This is a genomic window from uncultured Desulfovibrio sp. (assembly GCF_910584445.1).
In the GTDB taxonomy this organism is placed as follows: domain Bacteria; phylum Desulfobacterota; class Desulfovibrionia; order Desulfovibrionales; family Desulfovibrionaceae; genus Desulfovibrio.
Genome location: NZ_CAJUBO010000011.1, coordinates 59,147 through 82,792 on the forward strand (window position 1 = coordinate 59,147; position 23,646 = coordinate 82,792).

Annotated in this window: 21 protein-coding genes, 1 tRNA gene and 2 pseudogenes; 13 read left to right on the top strand and 11 right to left on the bottom strand. The window is 56.3% G+C overall.

Features of this window, described 5'->3' with window-relative positions; genetic code table 11:
• Positions 1-882: a DMT family transporter gene (locus tag QZ294_RS06770; RefSeq protein WP_297048259.1), complete on the top strand. Its 882-nt coding sequence runs from the start codon at positions 1-3 to the stop codon at positions 880-882.
• A gap of 210 nt (positions 883-1,092) precedes the next feature.
• On the opposite strand, the pseudogene QZ294_RS06775 reads toward QZ294_RS06770, so the two are convergent.
• From QZ294_RS06775 to QZ294_RS06795, 5 genes and pseudogenes are all read right to left on the bottom strand, one after another.
• A pseudogene (locus QZ294_RS06775) lies at positions 1,093-1,638 on the bottom strand (DNA-3-methyladenine glycosylase); the annotation flags it as partial.
• Complete coding sequence (locus QZ294_RS06780; RefSeq protein WP_297048261.1) at positions 1,635-2,699, bottom strand: DHH family phosphoesterase; 1,065 nt, start codon at positions 2,697-2,699, stop codon at positions 1,635-1,637. The gene QZ294_RS06780 and the pseudogene QZ294_RS06775, both read right to left, overlap by 4 nt.
• A 10-nt stretch (positions 2,700-2,709) precedes the next feature.
• Positions 2,710-3,459, bottom strand: coding sequence for a cobamide remodeling phosphodiesterase CbiR (gene cbiR / locus QZ294_RS06785; RefSeq protein WP_297048263.1), 750 nt, complete (start codon positions 3,457-3,459; stop codon positions 2,710-2,712).
• Complete coding sequence (locus tag QZ294_RS06790) at positions 3,456-4,361, bottom strand: glycosyl transferase family 1 (protein ID WP_297048265.1); 906 nt, start codon at positions 4,359-4,361, stop codon at positions 3,456-3,458. Before QZ294_RS06790 ends, cbiR begins: the two co-directional genes overlap by 4 nt.
• Positions 4,362-4,364: 3 nt before the next feature.
• Entirely contained in the window at positions 4,365-7,310 is a 2,946-nt protein-coding gene (locus QZ294_RS06795; protein ID WP_297048268.1) for an insulinase family protein, read from the bottom strand.
• Positions 7,311-7,510: 200 nt separating this feature from the next.
• Between QZ294_RS06795 and aroC the strand changes: the two genes are divergently transcribed.
• The 4 genes from aroC (at position 7,511) to QZ294_RS06815 (ending at position 11,397) form a co-directional block, all read left to right on the top strand.
• Positions 7,511-8,629 carry a chorismate synthase gene (gene aroC / locus QZ294_RS06800; RefSeq protein ID WP_297048270.1) on the top strand — a complete coding sequence of 373 codons (1,119 nt, stop codon included), beginning with the start codon at positions 7,511-7,513 and terminating at the stop codon, positions 8,627-8,629.
• Positions 8,626-8,925: a helix-hairpin-helix domain-containing protein gene (locus QZ294_RS06805; protein ID WP_297048272.1), complete on the top strand. Its 300-nt coding sequence runs from the start codon at positions 8,626-8,628 to the stop codon at positions 8,923-8,925. Before aroC ends, QZ294_RS06805 begins: the two co-directional genes overlap by 4 nt.
• Positions 8,925-11,243 (top strand): ATP-dependent RecD-like DNA helicase, encoded by a 2,319-nt coding sequence (locus QZ294_RS06810; protein WP_297048274.1) that lies wholly within the window; start codon positions 8,925-8,927, stop codon positions 11,241-11,243. The genes QZ294_RS06805 and QZ294_RS06810 overlap by 1 nt, the downstream gene beginning before the upstream one ends.
• Before the next feature lie 78 nt (positions 11,244-11,321).
• Positions 11,322-11,397 (top strand) — tRNA-Val (locus tag QZ294_RS06815).
• Positions 11,398-11,448: 51 nt separating this feature from the next.
• On the opposite strand, the gene QZ294_RS06820 is transcribed toward QZ294_RS06815, so the two are convergent.
• Together QZ294_RS06820 and QZ294_RS06825 are read right to left on the bottom strand one after the other, a co-directional pair.
• Positions 11,449-12,534, bottom strand: a complete 1,086-nt coding sequence (locus QZ294_RS06820) for a site-specific integrase (protein ID WP_297048276.1) — start codon at positions 12,532-12,534, stop codon at positions 11,449-11,451.
• Positions 12,535-13,086: 552 nt separating this feature from the next.
• Positions 13,087-13,545 carry a hypothetical protein gene (locus QZ294_RS06825; protein ID WP_297048279.1) on the bottom strand — a complete coding sequence of 153 codons (459 nt, stop codon included), beginning with the start codon at positions 13,543-13,545 and terminating at the stop codon, positions 13,087-13,089.
• On the opposite strand from QZ294_RS06825, the gene QZ294_RS06830 reads away from it, so the two are divergent.
• Positions 13,544-13,888, top strand: a complete 345-nt coding sequence (locus tag QZ294_RS06830; protein WP_297048281.1) for a hypothetical protein — start codon at positions 13,544-13,546, stop codon at positions 13,886-13,888. The two genes, QZ294_RS06825 and QZ294_RS06830, sit on opposite strands and share 2 nt — an antisense overlap.
• A 52-nt stretch (positions 13,889-13,940) precedes the next feature.
• On the opposite strand, the gene QZ294_RS06835 is transcribed toward QZ294_RS06830, so the two are convergent.
• The 4 genes from QZ294_RS06835 to dndC are packed head-to-tail and all read right to left on the bottom strand — an operon-like array spanning position 13,941 to position 18,813.
• Positions 13,941-15,491: a type IV secretion system DNA-binding domain-containing protein gene (locus QZ294_RS06835; RefSeq protein WP_297048283.1), complete on the bottom strand. Its 1,551-nt coding sequence runs from the start codon at positions 15,489-15,491 to the stop codon at positions 13,941-13,943.
• Positions 15,478-17,529 (bottom strand): DNA sulfur modification protein DndD, encoded by a 2,052-nt coding sequence (dndD, locus tag QZ294_RS06840; protein WP_297048285.1) that lies wholly within the window; start codon positions 17,527-17,529, stop codon positions 15,478-15,480. Before dndD ends, QZ294_RS06835 begins: the two co-directional genes overlap by 14 nt.
• Positions 17,526-17,732, bottom strand: coding sequence for a DNA modification system-associated small protein (locus QZ294_RS06845; protein ID WP_297048286.1), 207 nt, complete (start codon positions 17,730-17,732; stop codon positions 17,526-17,528). Before QZ294_RS06845 ends, dndD begins: the two co-directional genes overlap by 4 nt.
• The gene (dndC, locus tag QZ294_RS06850) at positions 17,725-18,813 is read right to left on the bottom strand and encodes a DNA phosphorothioation system sulfurtransferase DndC (protein ID WP_297048288.1); all 1,089 of its coding nucleotides are present in this window, start codon (positions 18,811-18,813) and stop codon (positions 17,725-17,727) included. The genes QZ294_RS06845 and dndC overlap by 8 nt, the downstream gene beginning before the upstream one ends.
• A gap of 418 nt (positions 18,814-19,231) precedes the next feature.
• Between dndC and QZ294_RS06855 the strand changes: the two are divergent.
• The 7 genes and pseudogenes from QZ294_RS06855 to QZ294_RS06885 all read left to right on the top strand — a co-directional run bounded on the left by QZ294_RS06855 (position 19,232) and on the right by QZ294_RS06885 (position 23,117).
• Positions 19,232-19,911 (top strand): annotated as a pseudogene (locus QZ294_RS06855) (IS1595 family transposase).
• Positions 19,912-20,058: 147 nt separating this feature from the next.
• Positions 20,059-20,298 carry a hypothetical protein gene (locus tag QZ294_RS06860; protein ID WP_297048290.1) on the top strand — a complete coding sequence of 80 codons (240 nt, stop codon included), beginning with the start codon at positions 20,059-20,061 and terminating at the stop codon, positions 20,296-20,298.
• Complete coding sequence (locus tag QZ294_RS06865; protein ID WP_297048291.1) at positions 20,285-20,593, top strand: hypothetical protein; 309 nt, start codon at positions 20,285-20,287, stop codon at positions 20,591-20,593. Before QZ294_RS06860 ends, QZ294_RS06865 begins: the two co-directional genes overlap by 14 nt.
• Entirely contained in the window at positions 20,586-20,984 is a 399-nt protein-coding gene (locus tag QZ294_RS06870) for a HepT-like ribonuclease domain-containing protein (RefSeq protein WP_297048292.1), read from the top strand. Before QZ294_RS06865 ends, QZ294_RS06870 begins: the two co-directional genes overlap by 8 nt.
• A gap of 166 nt (positions 20,985-21,150) precedes the next feature.
• Positions 21,151-21,423 (top strand): AbrB/MazE/SpoVT family DNA-binding domain-containing protein, encoded by a 273-nt coding sequence (locus tag QZ294_RS06875; RefSeq protein ID WP_297048294.1) that lies wholly within the window; start codon positions 21,151-21,153, stop codon positions 21,421-21,423.
• Positions 21,405-21,737, top strand: a complete 333-nt coding sequence (locus QZ294_RS06880; protein WP_297048296.1) for a type II toxin-antitoxin system PemK/MazF family toxin — start codon at positions 21,405-21,407, stop codon at positions 21,735-21,737. Before QZ294_RS06875 ends, QZ294_RS06880 begins: the two co-directional genes overlap by 19 nt.
• Positions 21,738-21,866: 129 nt before the next feature.
• Positions 21,867-23,117 carry a hypothetical protein gene (locus QZ294_RS06885; protein WP_297048298.1) on the top strand — a complete coding sequence of 417 codons (1,251 nt, stop codon included), beginning with the start codon at positions 21,867-21,869 and terminating at the stop codon, positions 23,115-23,117.
• The last annotated feature ends 529 nt before the right edge of the window (positions 23,118-23,646 follow it).

Below are 23,646 nucleotides of genomic sequence, written 5' to 3' on the forward strand. Positions count from 1 at the left end.
ATGTCCGCCCGGGCCAGAGGCTACATCCTGGCGGCGCTTGCCGCCGCCTTTTACGGCACGAACCCCATCTTCGCCGTGCCGCTGTACGGAACGGGCATGAATCCGGTCTCCGTCCTGCTGTTCCGGTACCTGCTCGGCATCCCGCTGCTGGCGGCGATCGTCATTTTCCGTTCCGAACGCCTGCTGCCGCGGGCGCGGGAGGTGTTCCCCGTGGCCCTGCTGGGCATCATCATGGGGATGTCATCCCTGACACTCTACGAAGCCTATACCTGTATGGATGCCGGCGTGGCATCCACCCTGCTGTTCATGTATCCGATCCTCACATCGCTGCTGATGTCGCTGTTTTTCCATGAAAAATTCAGGCTCAGTACAGGGATATGCCTGCTGATGATGGGCGCGGGACTCTACCTCCTCATGGACCCGGCGCAGCAGGATGCGGGCATCGGCATGAAGGGCTTTGTCCTGATTTTCGTCTCTTCCCTGCTGTATGCCGTCTATCTCGTCATGATCAAGGTCTCGAAGGTGCTTCCGTATATCCCCGCCGTCCAGTCCCTGCTCTATCAGCTGCTCTCCGGCGGCCTGGTTTTTCTCGCCGCCGTCGCCGCGGGAGACAGCCTCGTCCTCCCGGGGACGCTGTTTGACTGGGGAAACCTGGCCGCCCTGGCGATATTTCCCACAGTGCTTTCACTGCTGTTCACCATCAGGGCCATCCGCCGCATCGGTCCCACGCCCACGGCCATATTCGGCGCTCTTGAGCCGATCACCGCGGTGGCGCTGAGCATCCTCTTTCTGGGAGAAAACCCGACCTTGCGGGAATTCGCCGGCGGCGCGCTCATCGTGCTCTCGACCATGCTGGTCGTCGTGGCGGACAGGGGCAAATGACGCCCCGGCGGACCGGGGCGCGGAACGGCGGCACCGCCCGCGCGGCAGGCTCCCCGGCGCCTGTTTCCCCGTTGCCTGCGCCGGGTCGGCGTAGTCCGCGCCGCCGGCGCCCCCCGCCAGCGCCCAAAGGTAGAGGCTCGCCACCGAGGCGCAGGGCGAATAGCGCTTTTTGCAGCGGGCAATGAAGGCCGGGGTCAGCTCCCGCTTGCGGTAGAGCATACGCAGGCCCTTGCGGATGCCGAAATCCCCGGCGCTGAGGACGTTCCTCCGCTCCAGGCAGAAGATCATGACCATTTCCGCGGTCCACAGGCCCACGCCGGGAAGCTCGCAGAGGCGCGCGCACAGGGCCGCGTCCTCCAGCGCGGGCAGCGAGGCGAGGTCCAGCTCGCCGCAGGTGGCGCGGCGCGCGATCTCGCGCACATGCCCGGCCTTGCGCGCCGACAGGCCGCAGGCGCGCAGCTCTTCCGGCGCGGCGCCGGCCAGCCGGTCAGGCGTGAAACGGGGAAAGGCCTCCAGAAGCCGCCGCCAGACCGTGGCATGCGCGGCGGCGGAGATCTGCTGGCCCGCAATGGCGTGGACAAGGGCCATGAAAGGGTCGGGGATGCGCTCGCGCCGGAGGGGACCAACGGCGTCCATGAGCCGGCCGAGCGCCGCGTCCCGGGCGGCCAGATGGGCCATTTCCGCCGCCGTGCAGCGAACGAGGCATGGCTCCGGGTCCGTTCCGGCGCCGGCGTCCGGCGCGTCATGCCGCGTCATGCCCCGGCCGGGCTTTCCGGCGCGGAGAGCGCCGGGAGAGTGGGCGGCAGGGCGGCGGGCGTGTGGCTCCTGGGGCGGAGCTTGCGGGTCATGAGCCTGCGGCGGACGAAATCCACGGGCTTCACGCCCTCCGGCACGGCCGCGAGGGGAAATTCCGCGCGGCCCATGTTGCGATGGCCGCCGGCGGTGCCCACATCATGGAAGCAGGCATCGGCGAAACGGCCGATGTCGCGGCTGCCGTCGCCCCGGAAGATGACGGTGACCGTCTTGCCCACCAGGCCGCTCACGGCAATCCACTTGAGTCCGTGGACCCGCGTGAAGAAATCCGCCACGGAGACAAGCAGGTCCGCGCTCTTGATCTCGTTGAGCGAGGCATAGGCGCCGCCGCCCCGGCAGTCCGTGAGGCTGCGAAAGGCGCGGGAGAAGAACGGCAGCCACGCGCGGAGGTATTCGCTGCGGCTGATGCGGCGCAGGAGATTGGCGTCCGCATGGTGGGAAAGCCACTGGTAGGCGCGCAGGTCCTCCTCGCTGCCGGAACGCTCGAACGCGCCCGTATCCGTGCGGATGCCGTAGAGCAGAGCCGTGGCGAGCAAAGGCCCGGGCCGCAGGCGCAGGGCCTGGAGAAAGCGGGTCATCATGCTGCTGGTGGCGCCCACATCCGGCCGCACGTCGCAAAAGGCGTCTGGCTCGAGCAGGGCGGAAAGATCCGTCAGCGGATGATGGTCGATGACAAGGCCATAGGTCAGGCCGGCAAAGGCCGGATTGTGCGCGGGCTGGGAATCCACCATGGCAAAGTGGTCGTAGCAGGAGGCGCGCTCCGGCTGCCAGGGCCTGGCGGGGATACGCAGGTAGCGCACCATGGCGAGATTGTCCGGCCGGGTCACCTCGTTGATGCGCATGATGTCCACGGAATGGGTCTTGTTGTGCATGATGCGCTTGAGCGCCAGGGCCGAGGCCAGCGCGTCCGGGTCGGCATTGATGAGGATGCACCAGCGCTCGTCCTTCACCAGAGCCTGCCGCCACTGTCTGAAGCCGAGGATCTGTTCCGCTCTCGCCGCCATGCGTCCTCCTTCAGCGTGCCCGCGGCGCCGCATGCGCCGCCAGCTCCGCCAGATACCGCCGGGATGCCGCCACCCCCGCCCAGTCAAAGACTTCGGTCAGGTGGACGGCCTCCGGGGAAAAACGCCACAACAGGGCCTGCGCCACCGCCCGCTGCTCCTGCGTGAACGCGTCCAGCGGCAGGTGCCGGTCATGCCCCGGCCGGTCGCCCGGCGCGCTCCAATGGATGAGCCGCGCGCGCTCCGGCAGTTCCGACGCCAGAAGGGATGCCTGAGCATAGCCCAGCAGGTGCCCGACGTCCAGACAGACGCCCAGGCCATGCCTGTCAAGAAAGGCCGCGCCCAGCCTCGTGAGTTCGCAGCCCCGGATATTTTCCAGCAGGAGTTGCGGCGCCCCGCTCCGGCGCCAGCGGTCGGCAAATGCCGCCAGGGCATGCGCCGCCGCCGTTTCCGGACCGTCGGCGCCCGGCGGCGGATGCAGGACGGCCAGATGCGGGCCGAGATACGCCACCCTGTCCCAAACGGCCAGCGCCGCGCCGGCGGCCGCATGGCCGCCCTCCTTCCACGGCAGGTCCACGGGCAGGTGCAGGTGCCAGCGCAGGGGCAGACGCGCCAGGTCCGGCGGCAGGTCCGCGGCCGTATAGGCAAGGCACGCGGCCGTCTCGAAGCAGCAGAGCGCCACCTCCTCCACCCGGCCGGCGAGAAAACGCGCGTTTTCCGCCACAGTGCCGGGCAGGACGAAGGACGGCGCGGCCAGCCTCATGGCAGGCGCGCCCCGGCAAGCGCCTCCCGGGCCTGTCCCCGCAGACGCGCCAGACGCGCCCGGGCCAGGCCCTGTTCCAGCGTTTCGGGAAGGGCAGCCGCCAGTTCCTCCAGCGCCGCATGCAGGCGCGGGGAAAGCCGGGCGCACAGGCCGCGCGGCTCCTCCCCGCCACCGGCGGCGGCCGGCGCGCCATGATGGCAGAGGGCGGCGTCAAGAAATTCCCCGGCAAAGACGGCGAGCGCCTCCGCGTCCACCCGCAGGCCCAGGGCATGCCCGATACGCGCCAGCTCGCGGCCGGGCGCGGCCAGCAGGCGCTCATAGGACACCAGCAGCCGGGGCAGCCCCCGGCTGCCGTCCAGGGCATCGAGGGTATGGCACAGCCACAGCGCATGGGCGGTCTCCGCGGCCATGCCGTCGCGCCGCGCCAGCGACTGCGCCACGGCGTCGGGATGGCGCAGGGCCAGCAGGCAGGCCGGCATCAGCCCGGCCGCCGCCAGCACCGGCCGCCAGAACGGCATGAGCCGGGACATGCGCGGGTCCTTGAAGGCCGGGAGCGGGCGCCCGGCGATCTTGCGCCGCACAAGTTCCAGGGCCTGCGCGCCGGTCTCGCCGGCGGCCAGGGCCACAAGACGGCGCGGCTCCACAGGCGCGGCATCGGCCCAGGCGAGGCCGAGCGCTCCCAGAAGCGCCTTGTTGCAGGCGTAGATATCCCTGTCTTCAAAGAAGCCGCGCGGATTGCAGGGATGCTCCGGCAACAGCTCGTCGCCGAGGTCCGCGCCCAGAACGGCCAGCCCGCGCGCCAGGGCGCTGGTGCCGCTGCGGTGCATCCCGAGGACAAGCAGGCAGGGACGCGGCCTGTTTTCCGCGCCGGCCGCCGCATTCGGCCCGCATGCGCCGTCCATGCGCTACAGCACCCGGCGCGACGTCCAGCCGCGCTCCCGGGCCGCGGTCTCGGCCGCCTGCCCGCCCAGGACGCAGATCTCCCCGGCGCCGGCCGCGGCTTCGAGCGTGTCGGCGAAACGGCGGAAATCCTCCGCCGTGGTGGCGAGCATTTCCTCGCGCGTGCGCTGGCGCAGTTCCTCCGTGGTGCCGCTCAGCCAGCAGCCGAGCGCCTTGGCGCCCCGCGCATCCGGCAAAAGATAGGTGTCCAGATCCCCCACGGCGCCCACGATGGCCTGGGTCAGGCGGGCGCTGTCCGGCGCGGCCGCGCGCAAAAAGGCGGCCAGCCCGTCATAGGCTTCCAGCGTGCGTTCCACGTTGGGGTCCCGGTAGGAGGCGCAGACAAGGGTGCCCCCCACGCGGTCCAGAGAGCAGGAGACGCCGTAGGCGCCGCCGCGCACGCGCACCTCGTCCCAGAGGCGCCCCATGCGCAGATAGCGCAGGATGACGCTGGCCGAGCCGTGCCACTGGTAGCCGAGGTCGTAGAGGTTGGCGGCCTTGCCCACATAGTTGACCTGGGCCGGCGCCAGCAGCGCCTCGGCCCGGGGCAGGCCGTCCATGGGCGCAAGCGCGCGCATGTCCACGCCGTCGGCCGCCGCGTTTTCGGGCAGGCGCGCGAGCAGGGGCGCGGCATGGCGTTCGGCCAGGGCCAGGCCAGCGGACTCGGCCGTGCAGTCGAAAATGGCTCCCCCGGCCGCCACGATGCGGCGGCGCACTTCCTCCAGATCGGCCAGCACCGTTTCCGGCGCGTCTTCCAGCCGCCGGAGGAGTCCGCGCACGGAGTCCAGATAGGTCAGGCCCGCCAGTTGTTCGGAAAGCGCGCCCTCGCCGGTGTACCGGGCGCGCAGGCGCGCGCCCACGGTGGCGTGCCCGGCCGCCTGGATGCCGTATTCCAGACGGGCCTTTTCCTCCAGCAGCATCTGGCCCGCCCGCTCGCGCAGGACCTGCGGGTCGCGGGCGGGTTCCAGCAATATCTCTTCCAGGATGGCGAAGAGATCCGGGATCTTGTCATAGACGGCCTTGCCGCTGAGGGCCACATGGCAGAAGGTCTCGCGGCTGCCGAGCTTGAGGCCGCAGAGCGGCGTGGCGCCGACGCCGCCGGTCTTGGCGGCCATGTGGGCGCCCAGGGCCGCCATGTCGCGCCGGGCGGTGCCCGTTTCGGTGAGGGAGCGGCAAAAGAGCGGCAGCAGCGGCAGCAGCCGTTCCGGGAGCCGCGTCACGGGCAAAAGCAGGCTCACATAGGCAATGCCCGCCGTGGGAAGCTCATGGGCCAGGGCGGTCTGGGGGAGCCGGCGCTCCGTGAGCGGCAGGGGCTGGTTTTGGGGCGGCAGGTCGGCAAGGCCCAGCGCCGGGATGGTGGCGAGCGCCTCGGCGCTGTCCGGCGTGGTCTGCGCCTCTTCCAGCCGCCGCGTTTCCCGGACGAGGGCGCCGCGGCGCTCCGGCGAGGCCGCGGCGCGCAACGCCTCCAGCCGGGCCGCTTCGGCGTCGAGCCGCGTCTCGCCGAGGCTGCTGTCCGGCAGGAGCACCACATGGGCGCGGTGGGGATTGTCGAGGAAATGGCGGCGCAGGGCGTCTTCGAACACAGGCTCCCCGGCGGCCAGCCGGGCCTTGATGGCCGCCAGCGGCGCTTCCCAGGCCAGCGGCGCCAGAGGGTCGCCATCGTAGAGCCAGGTGGAGAGCGCCTGGATCATGGCCGCAAGCCCGCGCGGGAAGCGGCCGGAATTGTTCTCGCGATACGCGAATTCCACGCTGTTGACCGCGGCCTCCACGGCTTCGGCGGGGATGCCGTTCTCCGCAAGGCCGCGCAGCGTCTCAAGGATGAGCGCCTCGGCGCGGGGCAGGTCGTCCGGCTTTACGCCCTTGAGTCCCGTGGAATAGTACATCTGGCGCAGATCCGTCTCCAGCCCGCAGCCCGTGGTGTCCTCGCCCAGGCCCGAGCTGATGAGGGCCTGGCGCAGCGGCGAACCGGGCAGCCCCTCCAGGATATGTTCCAGCATCTCCATGAGCAGGGCCTCGCGCACATCCCCGCGTTCGCCCAGAAGCCAGTTGACGGTAAAGAGCGCGCGGGTCTCCCCCGGGTCCGCCGCGTAGGGCACCACCACGCGGCGCGGCGCATCCAGCCGTTTCTGGAGGGGCACGGCCGCGTCCGCCGCGTCCGCCGCGTCCGCCGCTTCCGGCCCGCGCGGCTCAAGGCGCGCCAGCTCCGCGTCGATGCGGGCCAGGCGCGCCTCCTCCGGGTCATCGCCCCAGAAAAAGAAGCGCGCGTTGCCGGGCTGGTAGTGACGGCGGTGGAAGTCGCGGAAGGCGGCATAGGAGAGGTCCGGGATGCGCTCCGGGTCGCCGCCGGAATCCAGGCTGTAGAGCGTATCGGGAAAAACGGCCTGCTGGCTCTTTTCCGCCAGGACGGAATCGGGCGAGGAATAGGCGCCCTTCATCTCGTTGTAGACCACGCCCCTGTAGGTCCAGGGGGCGTCATCCGGGCCGGCCTCCACATGCCAGCCCTCCTGGCGGAAGATATCCTCGCTGATGCGCGGGTGAAAGACCGCGTCCAGATAGACATCCACAAGGTTGTGAAAATCCTGGAGATTGGCGCTCGCCACCGGGTAGCAGGTCTTGTCGGGAAAGGTGAAGGCATTGAGGAATGTCTGGAGCGACCCCTTGAGCAGCTCCACAAACGGCTCCTTGACCGGATAGCGCTCCGAACCGCAGAGTACGGAATGTTCAAGGATATGGGCCACGCCGGTGGAATCCGTCGGCGGCGTGCGGAAACTCACGCCGAAGCACTTGTTTTCGTCCGCATTGCAGACGGAGAGCAGCTCCGCGCCCGTGGCGTCATGCCGCCAGAGCCGCGCCGTGCCCCCCACTTCGGGCAACTGCCGTTCTTCCACCAGACTGAAACCATTCCGGCCCATGCGTCCTCCTCGTTCCGGTTGCGGTGCCGCCGCCGGCAAGCCCCGGGGCGTTGGCAAAAAACTATAGGCACAGGGCCGGTTTTTGCAAGGGGGGCGGGGCAGGGGCGCCGCGCTTGTCAGCGGCGCGGGCCTCTCCTATACTCTGGCCGCCGCCTGCCCCGCACGCGGCCCTGCGAATCCCCTCAGCCCTGGACAAAAGCATGGCGGGCAACACTTTCGGGCGCGTCCTGCGCCTGACCACCTTCGGCGAATCCCACGGTCCCGGTCTTGGCGGCGTCCTTGACGGCTGCCCGGCGGGCATCCCGCTCGGCGAGGCCGACCTTCAGGCCGAGCTTGACCTGCGGCGCCCCGGCAACGGGCCGGCCTCCACCCGGCGCAGGGAGCCGGACACCGTGCGCCTGCTCTCCGGCGTGTTCGAGGGGCGCACCACGGGCACGCCCATTGCGTTTTACATCGCCAATGAGGACCAGCGCTCGCGCGATTACGGCGACCTTGCCGCACTCTTCCGCCCGGGGCATGCCGACTGGAGCTATCACCAGAAGTATCGCGGCATCCGCGACCACCGGGGCGGCGGCCGCTCCTCGGGCCGGGAAACGGCGGCCCGCGTGGCCGGGGGCGCCATTGCCAAAAAGCTGCTCGCCCGCGCCTGCGGCACGGTCATCCGCGCCGCCTGCGTGGAGCTGGGCGGCATTGCCGTGCCCGAGGCCGAGGTGGACATGGCGGGGGCCTCCGGCCGGGCCTATTTCGCGGCCTCGGCTGCGGCCCCGGCGCTCTGGGATGCGGCCGTGGCCGAAGCCCGCGCCCAGGGCGACACCCTGGGCGGCATCGTGCGCATCGTGGCGGAGCGGGTGCCCGCGGGACTCGGCGAGCCGGTCTTTGACCGGCTGGACGCCACGCTGGCCCACGCGCTCATGAGCGTGGGCGCGGTCAAGGGCGTGGAGGTGGGCGACGGCTTCGCCGCCGCGCGACGGCGCGGCTCGGCCAACAATGACCCCCTTTTCCCCGCCGGGGGGCAGGGCTGCGGCGCGCACCCGGAGGCCCGCTTCGGCAGCAATCACGCGGGCGGCATCCTGGGCGGCATCTCCAGCGGGCAGGACATCGTGCTCCGGGCGGCGGTCAAGCCCATCGCCTCCATCGCCCGCGAACAGGCCACCGTGGATACGGACGGCAACGCCGCCGCCGTCACCGTGGGCGGCCGCCACGACCTTTCGGCCATCCCGCGCATCGTGCCCGTGCTCTCGGCCATGACCGCCCTTGCCCTGGCCGACGCCCTGCTGCTCCAGCGGCGCATGACCGGCGACGGGGAGCCGCGGCCATGAACGACCGGCGCCCCCTCGCGGGCCTGCGCTCCGTGGGCAGGGCCACGCTGGAGGATTTTCGCCGGCTCGGCATCGACAGTCCGGAGGCACTGGCTGCCTCCGACCCGCGCGACCTCTACGACCGGCTCTGCGCGCTGGAAGGCCGCCGCGTGGATATCTGCCAGTATGATCTCTTCTGCTGCGCCGTGGCCCAGGCACGCGATCCCCATCTGCCGCCGGAACAGCGCGACTGGTTCTGGTGGTCGCGGCGACGCAAGGCGCGCAACGCCGCCGGAACACGCGGGCCGGAGGACTGATGCCCGATCTGCCCCTGCTGCGCGATGCGGACGCCGTGGAGCTTTGCGGCACGGTGGAGCGCATCGTCTTTCACAATGAGGAGAACGGCTTCACGGTCCTCAGGCTCATGCCGGATGACGGCGCCACGGACAGCGCGCCGACGCCCGGCAGCGCCCGCACACGACGCCCGACCCCGCGCGGCCAGCGCGACCCCGTGGCCTGCGTGGGGCACATGACCCTGCCCAGGGCCGGAACGCGCCTGCGCGTGCGCGGTCGCTGGATCACCAATCCGCGTTTCGGGCGCCAGGTGGAGTTCAGCGAGACCGAGGAACTGCTCCCGGCCACCGAGGAAGGCATCCGCCTCTATCTCGCGTCAGGACTCATCAAGGGCGTGGGTGAGGAAATGGCCGGGCGCATCGTGGCGAAATTCGGCACGGACGCCATCCGCGTGCTGGACGAGGCGCCGGAACGCCTGCTCGCCGTGCGCGGGCTTGGACCCAAGAGCCTTGAGCGCATCCGCGCGTCCTGGGCGCAGCACCGGGGCGTGCGCGACCTTTTGCTCTTCCTCCAGCCGCATGGCATCACCCCGGCCCTGGGCATCCGCATCCACCGGGCCTACGGCGAGCACGCGCTGGAGATCGTGCGCGAAAATCCCTACCGTCTCGCCATGGACATCCGGGGCATCGGCTTTGTCACGGCGGACGCCATCGCGGCCAAGCTGGGCTTTGCGCCCGACAGCCCCCTGCGCGTGGAGGCCGCCGCGCTCTATGCCCTGCAAAAGGCCACGGAAGAGGGGAACGTCTATCTGCCGCAGGCCCGGCTCGTGGAGGAAGTGGGCGCGCAGGTGGGCGCGCCGCCCGAAGCGGTGCTGGACGCCCTGGACGCCCTGGAGCGCGACGAACGCCTTGTGCGCGAAGATTTTTCGGAAGACGACGCCCCCGCGCCGGACCCCGCGGACGAGGCGGACACGGCGGAAGGCGCGGACATCGGCGTCTATCTCGGCCGCTACCACCATTGCGAGGCAAAAACCGCCTATTATCTGCACCGCCTGCTCCATTCGCCCAAGGCCGTGCGCTTTCCCGATCCCGACGCCCTTGCCGCCCGGGCGGCGGCAAAGCTGCCCATCGAGCTGGCCCCGGAGCAGCTGGCCGCGGTGACGGCCGCCGCGCGCAGCAAGGTGCTGGTCATCACCGGCGGCCCGGGCACGGGCAAGACCACCATCATCGACGCCATCATCAAGCTCTTTGAGACCACGCGGGCGCGCATCCTCCTGGCGGCGCCCACCGGGCGCGCGGCCAAGCGCATGGCCGAGACCTCGGGCCGGGAGGCCCGGACCATCCACCGCCTGCTCGAATACAGCCCGCGCGAGGACGGCTTTGCCCGCAACGAGGACAATCCGCTGGCCTGCGGCCTTCTGGTGGTGGACGAGGCCTCCATGATGGACTGCCTCCTCTTCTACCATCTGCTCAAGGCCGTGCCGCTGGGGGCCACGCTGGTCCTGGTGGGCGATGTCCACCAGTTGCCTTCCGTGGGTCCGGGCAATGTGCTCGGGGATGTCATCGCCTCCCGCGCGGCGCCCGTGGTGGAACTGACGGAAATTTTCCGCCAGTCGGCGGAAAGCGCGATCATCTGCAACGCCCACAGCATCAACCGGGGCGAAGTGCCCCCGCTGGAATCGAGCCGCGAGCGGCTCTCGGATTTCTACTTCATCCGCCAGGACGACCCGGAGCGCGCGGCAGCCCTCATGGTCGATCTGGTGACGCGCCATATCCCGCGCCGCTTCGGGCTTGACCCGGTGGACGAGGTCCAGGTGCTCACGCCCATGCACAAGGGCGCCGTGGGCGCCGGCCGGATGAACGCCCTGCTCCAGGAGGCGCTCAACCCCAACGGCCTTGAGGTGCGCCGGGGCGACCGCGCCTTCCGCCTCCATGACAAGGTCATGCAGGTGCGTAACAACTACGAAAAGGACATTTTCAACGGCGATATGGGCCGCATCACCTTTCTGGACCCGCGCGAGCGCACCCTGAGCGTCACCTTTGACGGACGCGTGGTGCCGTATGACTTCGACGAGCTTGACGAGCTGGCCCCGGCCTACGCCATCTCCATCCACAAGTCGCAGGGTTCGGAATACCCGGCCGTGGTCATCCCCATCATGATGCAGCACTATGTGCTCCTGCAGCGCAACCTCATCTATACCGGCGTGACGCGCGGCAAGCGCCTGGTCATTCTGGTGGGTGAACCGCGCGCCCTGCACATGGCCGTCAAGAACAACAAGACCCGGCGCCGCTACACGCGCCTGGCGCAACGCCTGGCCGGAGCCGAGGCCCCGGCGCATTGACACGGACGCCGCTCCCGCATAGGCTGCTGCTCACCTTTTTTCGTGCAGCATGCGCCGGACGGCGCGTCCATGACTTTCGGGCAGTTAGCTCAGCTGGTGGAGCATCGCCCTTACAAGGCGAGGGCCACAGGTTCAAGTCCTGTACTGCCCACCAAGGATTTCAGGGGGTTAGGGCAACGCTATTTTTGCCCGGCCCCCTTTTTGGTCATACAGAATCGGCCTTTTGGTCATACGGACTGCCCCTGAAAACAATCGGGGGCATTTTTTCCATGACCGTCACTTTCTGCGCGTTTTTGACGTGCTGATAGTGCTTCAGAACCATCATCGGGCTTTTGTGCCCCATGAGCGCGGCCACCGTGCCGTAATCCGCGCCCGCTGCAATAGCCTCGGTGGCGAAGCCGTGCCGCAGGTCATAGGGCCTGATGTGCCGCGTGATACCCGCCCGTTTCAGGGCGCATTGCCACGCATGCCGGATATGCGTCACAGGCTCGCCCTTGTAGGAAACCACATAGGCGATTCCGGCGGCGCCATCCTTTTCCTGCCACTCCCGAACCAACGGCAGGAGGGATGCCCTGATGGGCACTTCCCGCCACGCATCCGTGTTGCCCTTTTTGGCGTTGGGGACGCGGATGACGCCCTGACGGATGTCCACATGCTCCCAGCGCAGACTGAGCATTTCGCAGGGGCCGACACGCATACCGAACATGAAGCCGAGGATGATGACGCGCTTCAGATGCTCGGGTGCCACCTCGTATAACGCCGAGACTTCCTGCGGCGTTGGCGGCATGTATCGGGCGGCAACGCTGGTCGGGGCCACAGGGAAAAGCGGCAGGCTTTCAATGACCCCGTTGCGATACGCCCAATTAAACATCGCCTTGATGACTGCCATCTTGCGCCTGACGGTCGCGCCCTTGTTTCCTGTTGCAAGGCATCTGCGCTGCATTTCGATGAGGAGCAGCTTGTCCACCCGGTCAACGCTCATCTGTCCGTACCGTTCCAGCAGGTCTTTGACGCATGCGAGCGTCCGCGAAAGGTTGGCCTCCGTAAAGTTCCTGTCCTGAAGGTACAGATAGAGAAGGCGTTCAATCGTGAGCGGCACATCCTCCGCCTGCGTGGATTCAGGCTTTTGCACCTTTTCCGGCTCGAACTGGAGCTGGTAGAGAATCAGGGCGTTGAGTTTCTCGGCTTCTGCCCTCGTCGCAACAGACTTGCTCTCCAGCTTATGTGTTGTCGGGTTCCTCCAATAGACCTGATAGGGGTTTTTCCTGTTCTTCCTGACTCTAATTGCCATTGCACACCTCGGCATTTCTCCGGGATTTCCCGTTGAACTCCGCAAAAAGCTGTGCCGCTGACTTCCCGACCACGGTATGGGCAGGAGTCCTTCGACACTTCTTGCTGCCTTTTGCCTGTGCTTCAGCGTGCAGTATGTCCGCTACCCTGATAACAGCGGAGGTATGCCATCGCAAGCCATTCCCGCGTCCCCGGCCAAGGTTAATGGGCATGATGCCATGCGCTTCGAGCGTTTTTCTGGCGTTGCTCTCGCTCATGTTCAACGCGAGACCGATTTGTGTGCGCGTGAGCAGGAGGGGTTGGATTGAGTGTTCTGTCCTGGTGACCTGATTTTCGACGGATGCCCTGTCGCTTGCGCTTTCGCGCGTGATTGAAGAAGCCTCCAAGAAAGCCCGCATCGGGATTGTCCTTGATTCCCGCGCCCAGGAGCGCGGGCTTGGTGGCAGGACAATATGCCGTTAGACGATGTAAATGGGATTCGCCTGAAATTGCCTGAGGCTCCACGAAATAGGCGCCGACAGGAAGATCCCCTGTCGGCGCAGAGAGGCAATGCTTAGGCCGCTGTCGAGGCCTGGGCCAATTCGAAGAATTCCGGGCGGCGACCACGCGCGATGGTCTGGACAGTCTTTGTCACCCGGCTATGGTTGATGAGAGAGGTCAACGCTGTTTCAATGACGTTTCGGGGCAGACGGCTGGAAAGCGCCTGCATGAGCGGTGTCCGCTGGGTACGGCCATGCTCCTGGAGGTAGTGCAGAATGACCTGTTCGGGAGACTCCTCTTCACTGGCTCCGAACAACTCGGCAATGGTTTTCCGCGAATAGTCGATGATGGTGCAGGCTTCTTCCATCGTCTGCCTGGTGATGCTTGCCTCGCGGTTCACGAGCGCGAGGGTCAAGGCAAGTTTGAGGCACATGACGGACATACGCTGCTGGAGCGCGCGAAGCCTGTCAGTGCATGTTGCGGCTCGCAGGGAGCGCACGAGGTGCAGGAAGACTTCTCGTGCTTCCGCCATGCTCGGAATCGTTTCCGAGGAGGATGATGACGGCAATGCCGCCTCTGGAAGAAAAACCAAAGGCCCGGGAAGAGGAGTGAAGGATGCGGGAGTGAAGCCCGGCCCCACTGCGGGCAAAAAAGCAGCCCCCGCTGACCATGTTCCCCTGAGCCAACTGCTTGCCGACCTTGGACTATCGGAACTCACACCCTGCTATCGGGCCTATCTCCGCAAGGAATATGGCTGCTCCACGGACAAGATTACCGTGGAACAGTACGAAGAACAGAAAGCCATGCTTGAAACGTGCAAACAGGAGCCATTGAAGTTGAGGAATCTCATGCGGACTTTGCATGGGTTTATGTAGGAGAAAAAAGACCCCAGAGGATTCCGGGGTTTATATTTTCAACTTATTTATTTTAGTCGTCGCTGTCGAATTGCAATTTTAGTAGGACTGGCCGGCTTGCCTTAACGTCAACAGTATAACAAGTGCCTGGACGCAGGGCTGAAAAATTAACATCTCCCTTAAACATATTCTTAAGACTTCGTGGGCTTGCCGCATTAGTCTTAAGGCAAAGTGGTAAACCTATATTCTCTAAATAGTCATCTTTTCTTCCATCATAATCATCGGGACTTTGTGAAACAAGAATTACTGAAAGTCCCTTTGAACGGTGTAGCCGAATATTATTAGCTAATCCGGAATGATTCATGGATAGAAGTTCACGTGCCTCATCAATAGCTAGTACTAAGCGTAATCCTCGATATTCATTATCATCAAGCGGTGCTTCTTTCTGGCGTTTAAGATAGTAGTCGAGGGCAGATAATAATAGACATACAGTAAATATTTTTACATCAGCGCGTGCATTTGCAAAAGTTATGATCCAACTTTTTTGAAAAAAAACAGAAGGGGAATATTGAGGGTGAAATAAATCTCGTAAGGTTAAGCTATTAATGGTGGAAATGACACTATCTTTACTAAGGCCATTATCTAAATAAAATGCCTCTAAAGCCTCACGTATTTGCTGAAATGATGCATGATTGTGAGTGCGAAAAAAGGGTAATAATGCTTCACGAATATTATCAGTTTGCTTTGGGCCAAGTTTCCCTGCCACTTGAACAAAAGCGTCGCGGAAATTCTCCATTGCAGCAGTTGTTTCGTTATTATCGCTAAGGTTGTCGATATAAAACATATCTAATGGAATAGGTTCTTCAGGTACTGAAATAACGGTGGCCCCAAGTGAGTTAATGAGGTCTGTATTATTGCCCAAGTCTCCTTTACCTAAGTCTAGTAAGATAACTGAACATTCTGCTTGGCGTCTAATTTGATTTAATATATGCCGCATGACGCGTGTTTTTCCAGAACCTGCCTGTCCCATAATAGCAATATGAGGGGAATAACCTGACCCATTAAGTTCATGCGAAAAAATTTCCCCTTCTTCAGAATTTCTTAGCATATTACCAATTACTAACTTGATAGCCCCAGAGGAAGGACGCATTGTAGAATTGTCTAAATGGGGATGAATATATTGATCTGTATTTGGTAGGTCAACATATTTACCTAAAATTATCTCCCAAAATCTATGTTGATTTTGATTCGATTGTTCCCATATGTCATGAAGAAGAAAGAGTCCATTATCCCAGTGCGCTTTTACTACTGCTTGAAGCATTGGCATAGAGATATTATCAATCTCTTCTGGATGATGATTAATATAATTTGTCAATAATATCCCCACCCATAAAGGGTAATCATGTTTATCAAATAATATATTACCTCGAATTGACCCTGCACTACCAGAGCGGTGGTTATCAGGGTAATTTTTCTGTCCCATAGATAATCCAATCGCAAGTCTTGCTACTTCGTAGTTACTTTCAAATCCCAAATTTCGACGTAACTCCTTCATAAGGCCAGCGCCTTCCGCGCTTACAGAAAAGTTGGTAGAAAACAGATCATTAATATTAAGCTTCATCATTGCTATCTCCAAAGTATCCAGGGTGTGCAGTTGTTTGACCAGCGCCTGTTCCCATATCAATATGCTTTAATGTATAGGCTTTTAGTATATGAGGCTTTAATTTTTGATACTGTTCAACGTCAATCTCTTCATCTTGGCTAAGTAGTATCACCTGACGGCTATGGTCCTGAGTCCAAAAATTTAAAATATTTTTCCTGTGGAGGCTATCAAGCCTCCCAAGTGGCGTATCTACTATGAGAGGGGCATCAGCACCTGAAATGCTTGCAAGGGCTGATAGTAGCGCTGTGGCAAAAAGTTGTGATTCCCCAGCAGATTTATCAAAATCAAGTTCTTGACCATCTTTCGCCCATATCCTTGCAGTTGCGTCACTTTCAAGTGAAATTCTATCAATCTGATGCTTATGAGATAACTCTTTAAATACGTGCGTAATTTCTTCACTAATTTGATTAATCTTTAGTTTATATAGTTCATCAATCAATCTGCCGATGAAATTAGATATTTTGTCGGCTGTATGTAACAAGTAGTTAGTCGGTGCATTATCTAGAAAACGTTTATTTTCACGGGCAAACTCTGTTTTTATATTTTCCAGCTCTGCATTATCCGATGTCAACTTATTCCTTGTTCTATCTAAATTAGTTATACAGTCTTCACTTTTGACTTTAATTTCATCCATCTGTCTTTTAATACGCTCAACAAGTTCACCTGAATGGTCTAGTCCTTCTAGTTTTGCCATCTGTTTATGCCATGCTTCAAGCCTCTTGGCAATTACCTCGACATCTAAAAATCGCGAGTGAATCTCGTTTATAGTGATGTATGAATTATTGTACATTGAATGAATTTGGTTTAGGCATTCATCACTTAAGTAGTTATGAATGCATTTTTCAGTACAATTCGCAGGCGGGGGTGAAAATAGTGATTCCCAAGCGCTATTAATTGCGTCACTTAATTGGGACTTTTGATTATCTGAAAGGGGTGGAGAATATGAATCATGAGAGAAAAAAGATTGCAAGAATTTTTCACGTTGTGGCTTAAGGGCGATGCAGTCCTGATGCCACCTACGCGTAACTTGTTCCTTGCTTACTTGGTCAAGAAAATCAGTGACAGTTTTACGAGAAATTAAATGGATTGATAGCTTAGAACTAATGAGTTCAATTAAGTCTTCTCTTGCCTTTTGAAGCTTTTGTTGATGATCATTTATTTCTGTAGCTAAGTTTTTGATAGACGTAATGCTACCATCCGTTCCACCAATAGTTAGCATCCGTTCTTGAATTTTCTGATACTCTTGGTCAATAACTTCTTTTTGCTCTTCTAGTTCTTTCTTTTGTGATTCAAGTTCGGATATATTTTTTTCCAAACTTTGAATTTTTCCAACGAGGTTTGATAGATGCGTTTCATCAACCTGCGAAATTTCACGCCTCCTATGATATTGATAGTCACGTAGACGGTTTTGTAACTCTTTTAGTGTTACAATACCTAAAAAATTATCTATTGCTAATTTTACCTGTTCCACCCTATCCTTTGACGCAAGAGATTTTACCTCCTCACCATCAAAGAAGAAGAATGGTGCAAGATTTGGAATGACAAAATTTTCATCCAATATTTGTGGAAGTTGGTCTGATGGAATTACTTTTTTCGTGCCATTTTCTACTTTATATAAGCGAGTTTCTTCATCACCGTTCCACTTTCTATTCCTATCAAAGAACCATGACCTTGTAATACTATAACCTTCATAGTCATCGTCAACAAACTCTATTGAAAGCTGCATAGGGCTATCTGTATCCGCATTAAAATTGAATGACTTTGATAAAAATTTACTATAGGTTTCATTTCTGTCAATTTTTAGACCTGCACGTCCCAAATACCGCATAGATTCAGAACCATATAAACAAAGATAAACTGCTTCTAAAAATGATGTCTTTCCATAGCCATTCAATCCACCAATAAGTATTAAATTTCTATTATTGCGTGGAGGAGGGAAGTCGAACCTTTGACTCCGATAGGACTTAAAATTCATGAGTTCGAGTGTAGCTATTCTCATTGGTTGCTCCCTTGATTCAAGATGCTATCAAACTCATCATAAATACCACGCGCCCTATCCATATGCTGATATTCACGAATTTTTGATACTAGCTCTGTTATTTGTTGGGGAGGTATTCCTTCCTCTTCACACATTTTTTCAAAAAGTTCCTTGGACTTGGAGTCACTCCAAAGTGGTAAGTCCTTTAGTTCGAAGTTACGCATGACTACCTCGTAGGTATTTATCTGATATTTCTGTAGCCCATAATTCTTTTATGAGCCGAATTTCCTCAGAAGAGATTAGCAATTCCTGCGTTTCATCTTGAACAACAAGCAGTCTTTGCAAAATTTCTTTCCGTGCATTTAATGTGAAAGGGCCACCTATAATTTCGCCAGATGCAAGGAATTCTAATTTGCCATTTCTCCTACGTGCTTGTCGAAAATTAGGATTATTGCGAATGGCTTGCAACCAATCGCGAAAGTTGATTAGAGACTGATATTTTTTTTGCCCGGAATCCACAAACCCCTGAAGGCTTTTATCTTTATTCACTACTGTACATACCCAGCAACCAAATCTACTAGACCCACATCCCGTTGAATCTTCTTTGCTAAGGGCCATAGGGCATTCGCCACCATCAGCATCTCTATACATCTGGATTAACTTCTCATGAGTTCCTCCCCAGGGGGGGTCGTACTGACCGAGAATGTGCCAGACATCTCTAGTAGTTAACTCAACAATAGGGCGATAAATAAAGGCGCCATTGAGGCTGGAATGAGGCGTCAAGTAGGAATTGTCAAGGTTTGCATACTTTTCTATTCGTTTTTTACGGCTCTGACTTTCATCCTTTCGAACTCCCAAAACGATAATAGATGATCCAAATCGCGATATATTTTCTAAAATAAATTTGGAGGTAGGTTTAATTTTTAATCTATCTGTACACCATCTCATTTTTTGATTTGGACAGGGATAACCTTTTCCAATAAGAAGTACCCAGAAAGTGTGTTCTAATAGTGGCTTTGTATAGGATATGGTAATAGGCAATGAAAAACATTTCGCTGCATTTTGAATTAGACTGAATTGTTCTTGAACTTGTCGCTTGACAAACGGACTTTCAACCAGTGTGTCGTTTGAAACGAAATAAATGTTACGAACACGTTTTTGAGGAGAAACTCGTGTGATAGCGTCAAAAACCAAGTGAGAAACAAGTGAACTATCTTTCCCTCCAGAAAAACCTATTATCCACGGATGATTCTGTGACTCATCCTTATAGGCATTAATAATATTTTTAAGGAGTTTTTCGTACATACTGCCGAGGGGAGATTACGGGCTTAAGGACGCCATTTTATATCATAGCTATCAGTTTTTGTAAAGTGAGTGGGCTGAAGGTAGCACAGCTCAACTAACCTAGTGTATTTATTATATTTTCATTAACTGGCTTGCTACAGTCCTCTTGCCGTTTGATTCTTACTCCGCATTGCTTTCTTTCTTTGGTGTTTTATGTCGGTGCAACCCCTTTGCACGTTACCTTGGTATAATTATTGCAAGAGGTATAAAGCACATATTTAGGATTACATTAATAAAATGTATATGTATTTATTGCGTAGTGTTTGTAAATATGGAATTGAAAAAAGACCTAACTATATAATGAGCCATCGAAAGATGGGCAATTAATTTTTTGGCTCTTGACTAGCTGAGATGGGCTAAAAAGGTTATCCAGCCAGTCATGACAATGAAAAACAAGTACGCATATCGTTCAAGAATTTCTGAGGCAAAAATTCGGCAACTTGTGAAGCTTTTTTCCGTTGATTTGACAGCTTCACAGATTGCGAAATTGTCCGGTGTTAACCGAAACACCATCAACCGGTAGTGACTGCTTTCCGGGAAAGAATTGCCCGTTATTGCGAGGCGGAGTCTCCCGTCAAAGGGGAAGTCGAAGTTGATGAAAGCTACTTCGTCGCTCGCCGGGTCAGAGGAGTCAGAGGTCGTGGAGCACGCGGAAAAAACATTGTTTTTGGTCTGTTCAAACGCAAGGATAATGTCTATACGGAAATCGTTCCTGATTGCTCCAGAGCCACCCTCCAGGGCATCATACGTGGCCGTGTAGACCTTGAAAGCGTCATTCATTCCGATGGCTGGCGAGGTTATGACGGACTCGTTGATTTGGGCTATCAAAAACATTTCCGCGTCCAACATTCGCATAACGAATTTGCCAATAATCACTCACATATCAACGGAATAGAAAGTTTTTGGAGCTTTGCCAAAACTCGACTGGTCCGTTTTAGAGGTCTTCAAAAGCAAACTTTTTATCTCCATTTGAAAGAATGTGAGTTTCGGTTTAACCATAGGCAAGAGGACATTTACCTTCTGGTCTTAAAACTGCTCAGAGAAAATCCTCTCAGCTAGTCATGAGCCTTAATTAATTATTCAGAAGCTAAAACTATTATTCGCCAGGGTATCCGTGATTCCATTGATTTCAAGGAACTCAGGGCCAAACTCCCAGGGTGGAGGAAGCGGCCTCTGCAATGCCTTGTTTTTGATGTGATGGCGGAAATGGGCATCAAAACCGTGCCCTTTGCAGGGATGATCCTTCGCCCCAGGCTAACCCGTAAGCCTATCCAGATTGATGAATACGGAACACTGAATGTTTCAGGCCTGCTCGCCGAGAAGGAATTTCTCGGTAAGACCTGTCTTGCCTATCCCCACATTGGCGACAGGAAAATCACGCTGACCATCAAGCCCGTTGCGGAAGCCCCAGAGAAAGAAAGGGAGGTTTCCCATGAAACCATCTAGCGTTTTGAAGATGAATATGGACGTGCTCGCACTGGTTTTTTCCCGCTATCCCATGTTTTCCAACTTCCGCGTTACGGGTTCCGTTGGACAGTATGAAGATACGGACGCCAGTGACATCGACTTCTATTTTGATGCTGATTCGAGCGCAACACTTTTTGATATTGGAAGGCTTAAGGAAGAATTGGAAAATATCTTTCTTCTTGATGTGGATTTAATCAGTTCAAATCGTGAATCATCATTGTTTTATGAAAAAAATTATAATCAATTTCCGAGAAAGGACGCATTTAATGAGTAAGTCAACCAAAAAATACATTTACAAGCTCTTGGAGAGCGCGAAGAAGATTGAAGAAATCACGGACAAGGAAAATTTCTCTTCATTTCTGGCGCCTAAGTCATGGATAATTCGGGATGCGGTCGCACGGAGATTCCTGATTATAGCTTCAGTTTCTGAAATTCTTTTTAACAAGCATATGGAGTTTTGTATGAAATATCCTGAAATACCTTTTTCAGCCATGCAAGGCATGAAACGCTATCTCACTGAAATACAGGATGGGGATATTGATTGGGCAATCGTTTGGCAAACAACACAAGAAAAAATCCCTGAGCTTATCAAACACTGTGATGAAGTTATCAGCGCAACGGCATCTCTTGATTTATTAGGTGATATAGAGATACATATTTGCTAATCCTACGAACAGTAATTGGGGATGGACAGGATACGATAGAAAACTGCTTCCTGGTTCTCAAAAAAGCTCACCGGATTTGCGTCAATCCATGATTCATTTGCACCCTTGCGGCTGAGAAATTGACACAAGTCTAAAAAATAATTACGTTGTGAGTACGAGGTGAATTATGGATATTCCACTTGTCCCCATCGGCAATTCGCGCGGAATCCGGCTGCCAAAGGCGCTGATAGCTCAATGCGGTTTTGGAGACACTGTACGCCTGACCATTACGGATGCAGGCATCCTGCTCTCCCCAATCAATAATGAACGTGCCGGGTGGGAAGATGCGCTGCTTGCTTCCTCCTCCCACACAGACTCGGATACGCGTGAATTTCGGGAATTTAATCAGGTAGAATCAGCGTTTGACACTTCGGAGTGGACATGGCCCCAAAAACCATAAGCCGCTTTGAGATATGGTGGGCCAATCTCGACCCGACAATAGGGCACGAAATTAAAAAAACGCGTCCAGTCGTTGTTGTGTCTCCCGATGAGCTAAATCGGCATTTGGCTACTGTGCTGGTCGCCCCTCTCACTTCTACCATCCGGCCTTATCCCTTTCGGGTAAATACTGTCGTGAGTGATGTTCCGGGGCAGATAGCTCTTGACCAAATACGGGCATTGGACAAAATTCGACTTATCAAGCGAATTGAATCCTTGCAGCAGGATAAATGGCATGAAGTCATTTCAGTTCTTCAAACTATGTTTGGAGAATAGGTGGTAAATTTAATTTCACTACTTCTTTTCTATAGTTAATATCTCTTTTTATCCTTTCTGAGCAAATTTTTCGTTAAACATCGGCCAGTCTGCAATCATATGCAGACTGGCCTTTTAAGTGAGGTATATATGAAAAACAAGCTCGATTATTCTCGTGAGCTTGATATTTGGATATGGTCGAATAAACCGGAAATAGTTAAGTCCGCAGACTTTCTATTTTCAAAAATTATGAAGAATATTGGTGGCAAATTCGACCAAAATAGGGTAAAAAATCATTTAAAAGTCTTTTTAACAGACATTTTTGTAGCCCATAAACAAGATAACAAGCTTTTTATCTCGTTCAGCAGGAATAAAAATTCATATCGAGTGTCAAAGCGCTTTGATAAAATATATCTTCGGTACAAGTACGTCATTCTCGTTACTGATTTTCTTATCGAGCATGGCTATGTCGAGTATCACAAGGGAATCAAGTTTTCTCATTATTCGCGGGAGTCCAGAATCCGGGCCACCCAAAAACTGCTGAGGCTGTTCAGAAAATACCGCAGCAAAGCTGGGGTTATACTTAGAAGAAATCCACCTGTCATTCTCCGAGATGAGGATAAACAGGACATAGACTTTGACATGGATACCCTCGAAGTCAAAACAATCATCAGGAATGTAAATAGAATTAATAAATGTCTGGATAGACATTTGATTTCAGCGGATGTTCCTTGGGAAGAATATGCTGACTTTATGCTAAATTGCCACATTAATGAACAAACAAAGAAATACGTCAGAATTTTCAATAACTCCGATTTCAAACAGGGAGGGAGATTCTATTTTCACTGGAGCCAGATGATAAAATCGGAAATCAGGAAAAATATAACCATAGATGGCAAACAGACAGTCGAACTTGATTATTCCTGCCTGCATTTGAGTATGCTCTATGGACTTGAGAACATGGTTCCTCCAGCAGGTGATTTATATACTTTGGCTGGCATAGATAGCTGCTTCCGACCTATCATCAAGAAGGCTGTCAACATTGCCATCAATGCCAGGAATGAAACTTCGGCAATGCAGGCAATTCGTGAGGAAATCACTCAGTTAACTGAAAAGATGGGCTTTGTTCCACCTGGCCCAAAAACGATTCTTGAGAACTTGAAACAAGCTCATAGCCCGATCAAGAAATACTTCTGTACAGGTTACGGAGTACGGCTTCAATATCTTGATAGCTCGATAGCCGAACAAATCATGCTATCCTTGGCAGAAGAAGATATTTGCTGTCTTTGTATCCATGATAGTTTCATCGTTGCCAAGGAACATAAAGCACTACTGCACGAACTTATGATGAACAAGTTTGCCAAACTCTTCAATTTCAGACCAAGGATTTCTATTAAGTAATTTTTTTCATTCACCCTACTACTATACATATATCTCTACCAATATATAGTATATATATCGTACTTACCTTACCTTACCATTACTAATCCAAAATAGTTTTATCTTTTTGAACATTTTATCTTGTTTTTGATGATTTGCAGTCGAAAAAGTTGTTCACTGTTTACCTTAGATTATCATAAACATGTTGGTTACTATCCCCAGACGTACTGTATGAAGTGTTTGGATTTATGACTCGTCAGGAGCGGACAGTTTGAGTAACGCGAGTCATACACAAAACTGGTATTTTAAGGGTGTTTTGGACATATTTTTGGACATACTGCACACAAAAACACCCTATAATATCACATAGTTATTCTGTGTTATTTGACCCCTTACAAGGCGAGGGCCACAGGTTCAAGTCCTGTACTGCCCACCAGGGATTCAGGGGATGCAAGCCCGGCTTGCATCCCCCGTATCTCCCCGACACCATTCCCGACACGCATCAGGTTCCGGGCGCGCGGCGCGCGCATCCCATACCTGCACGGCACAT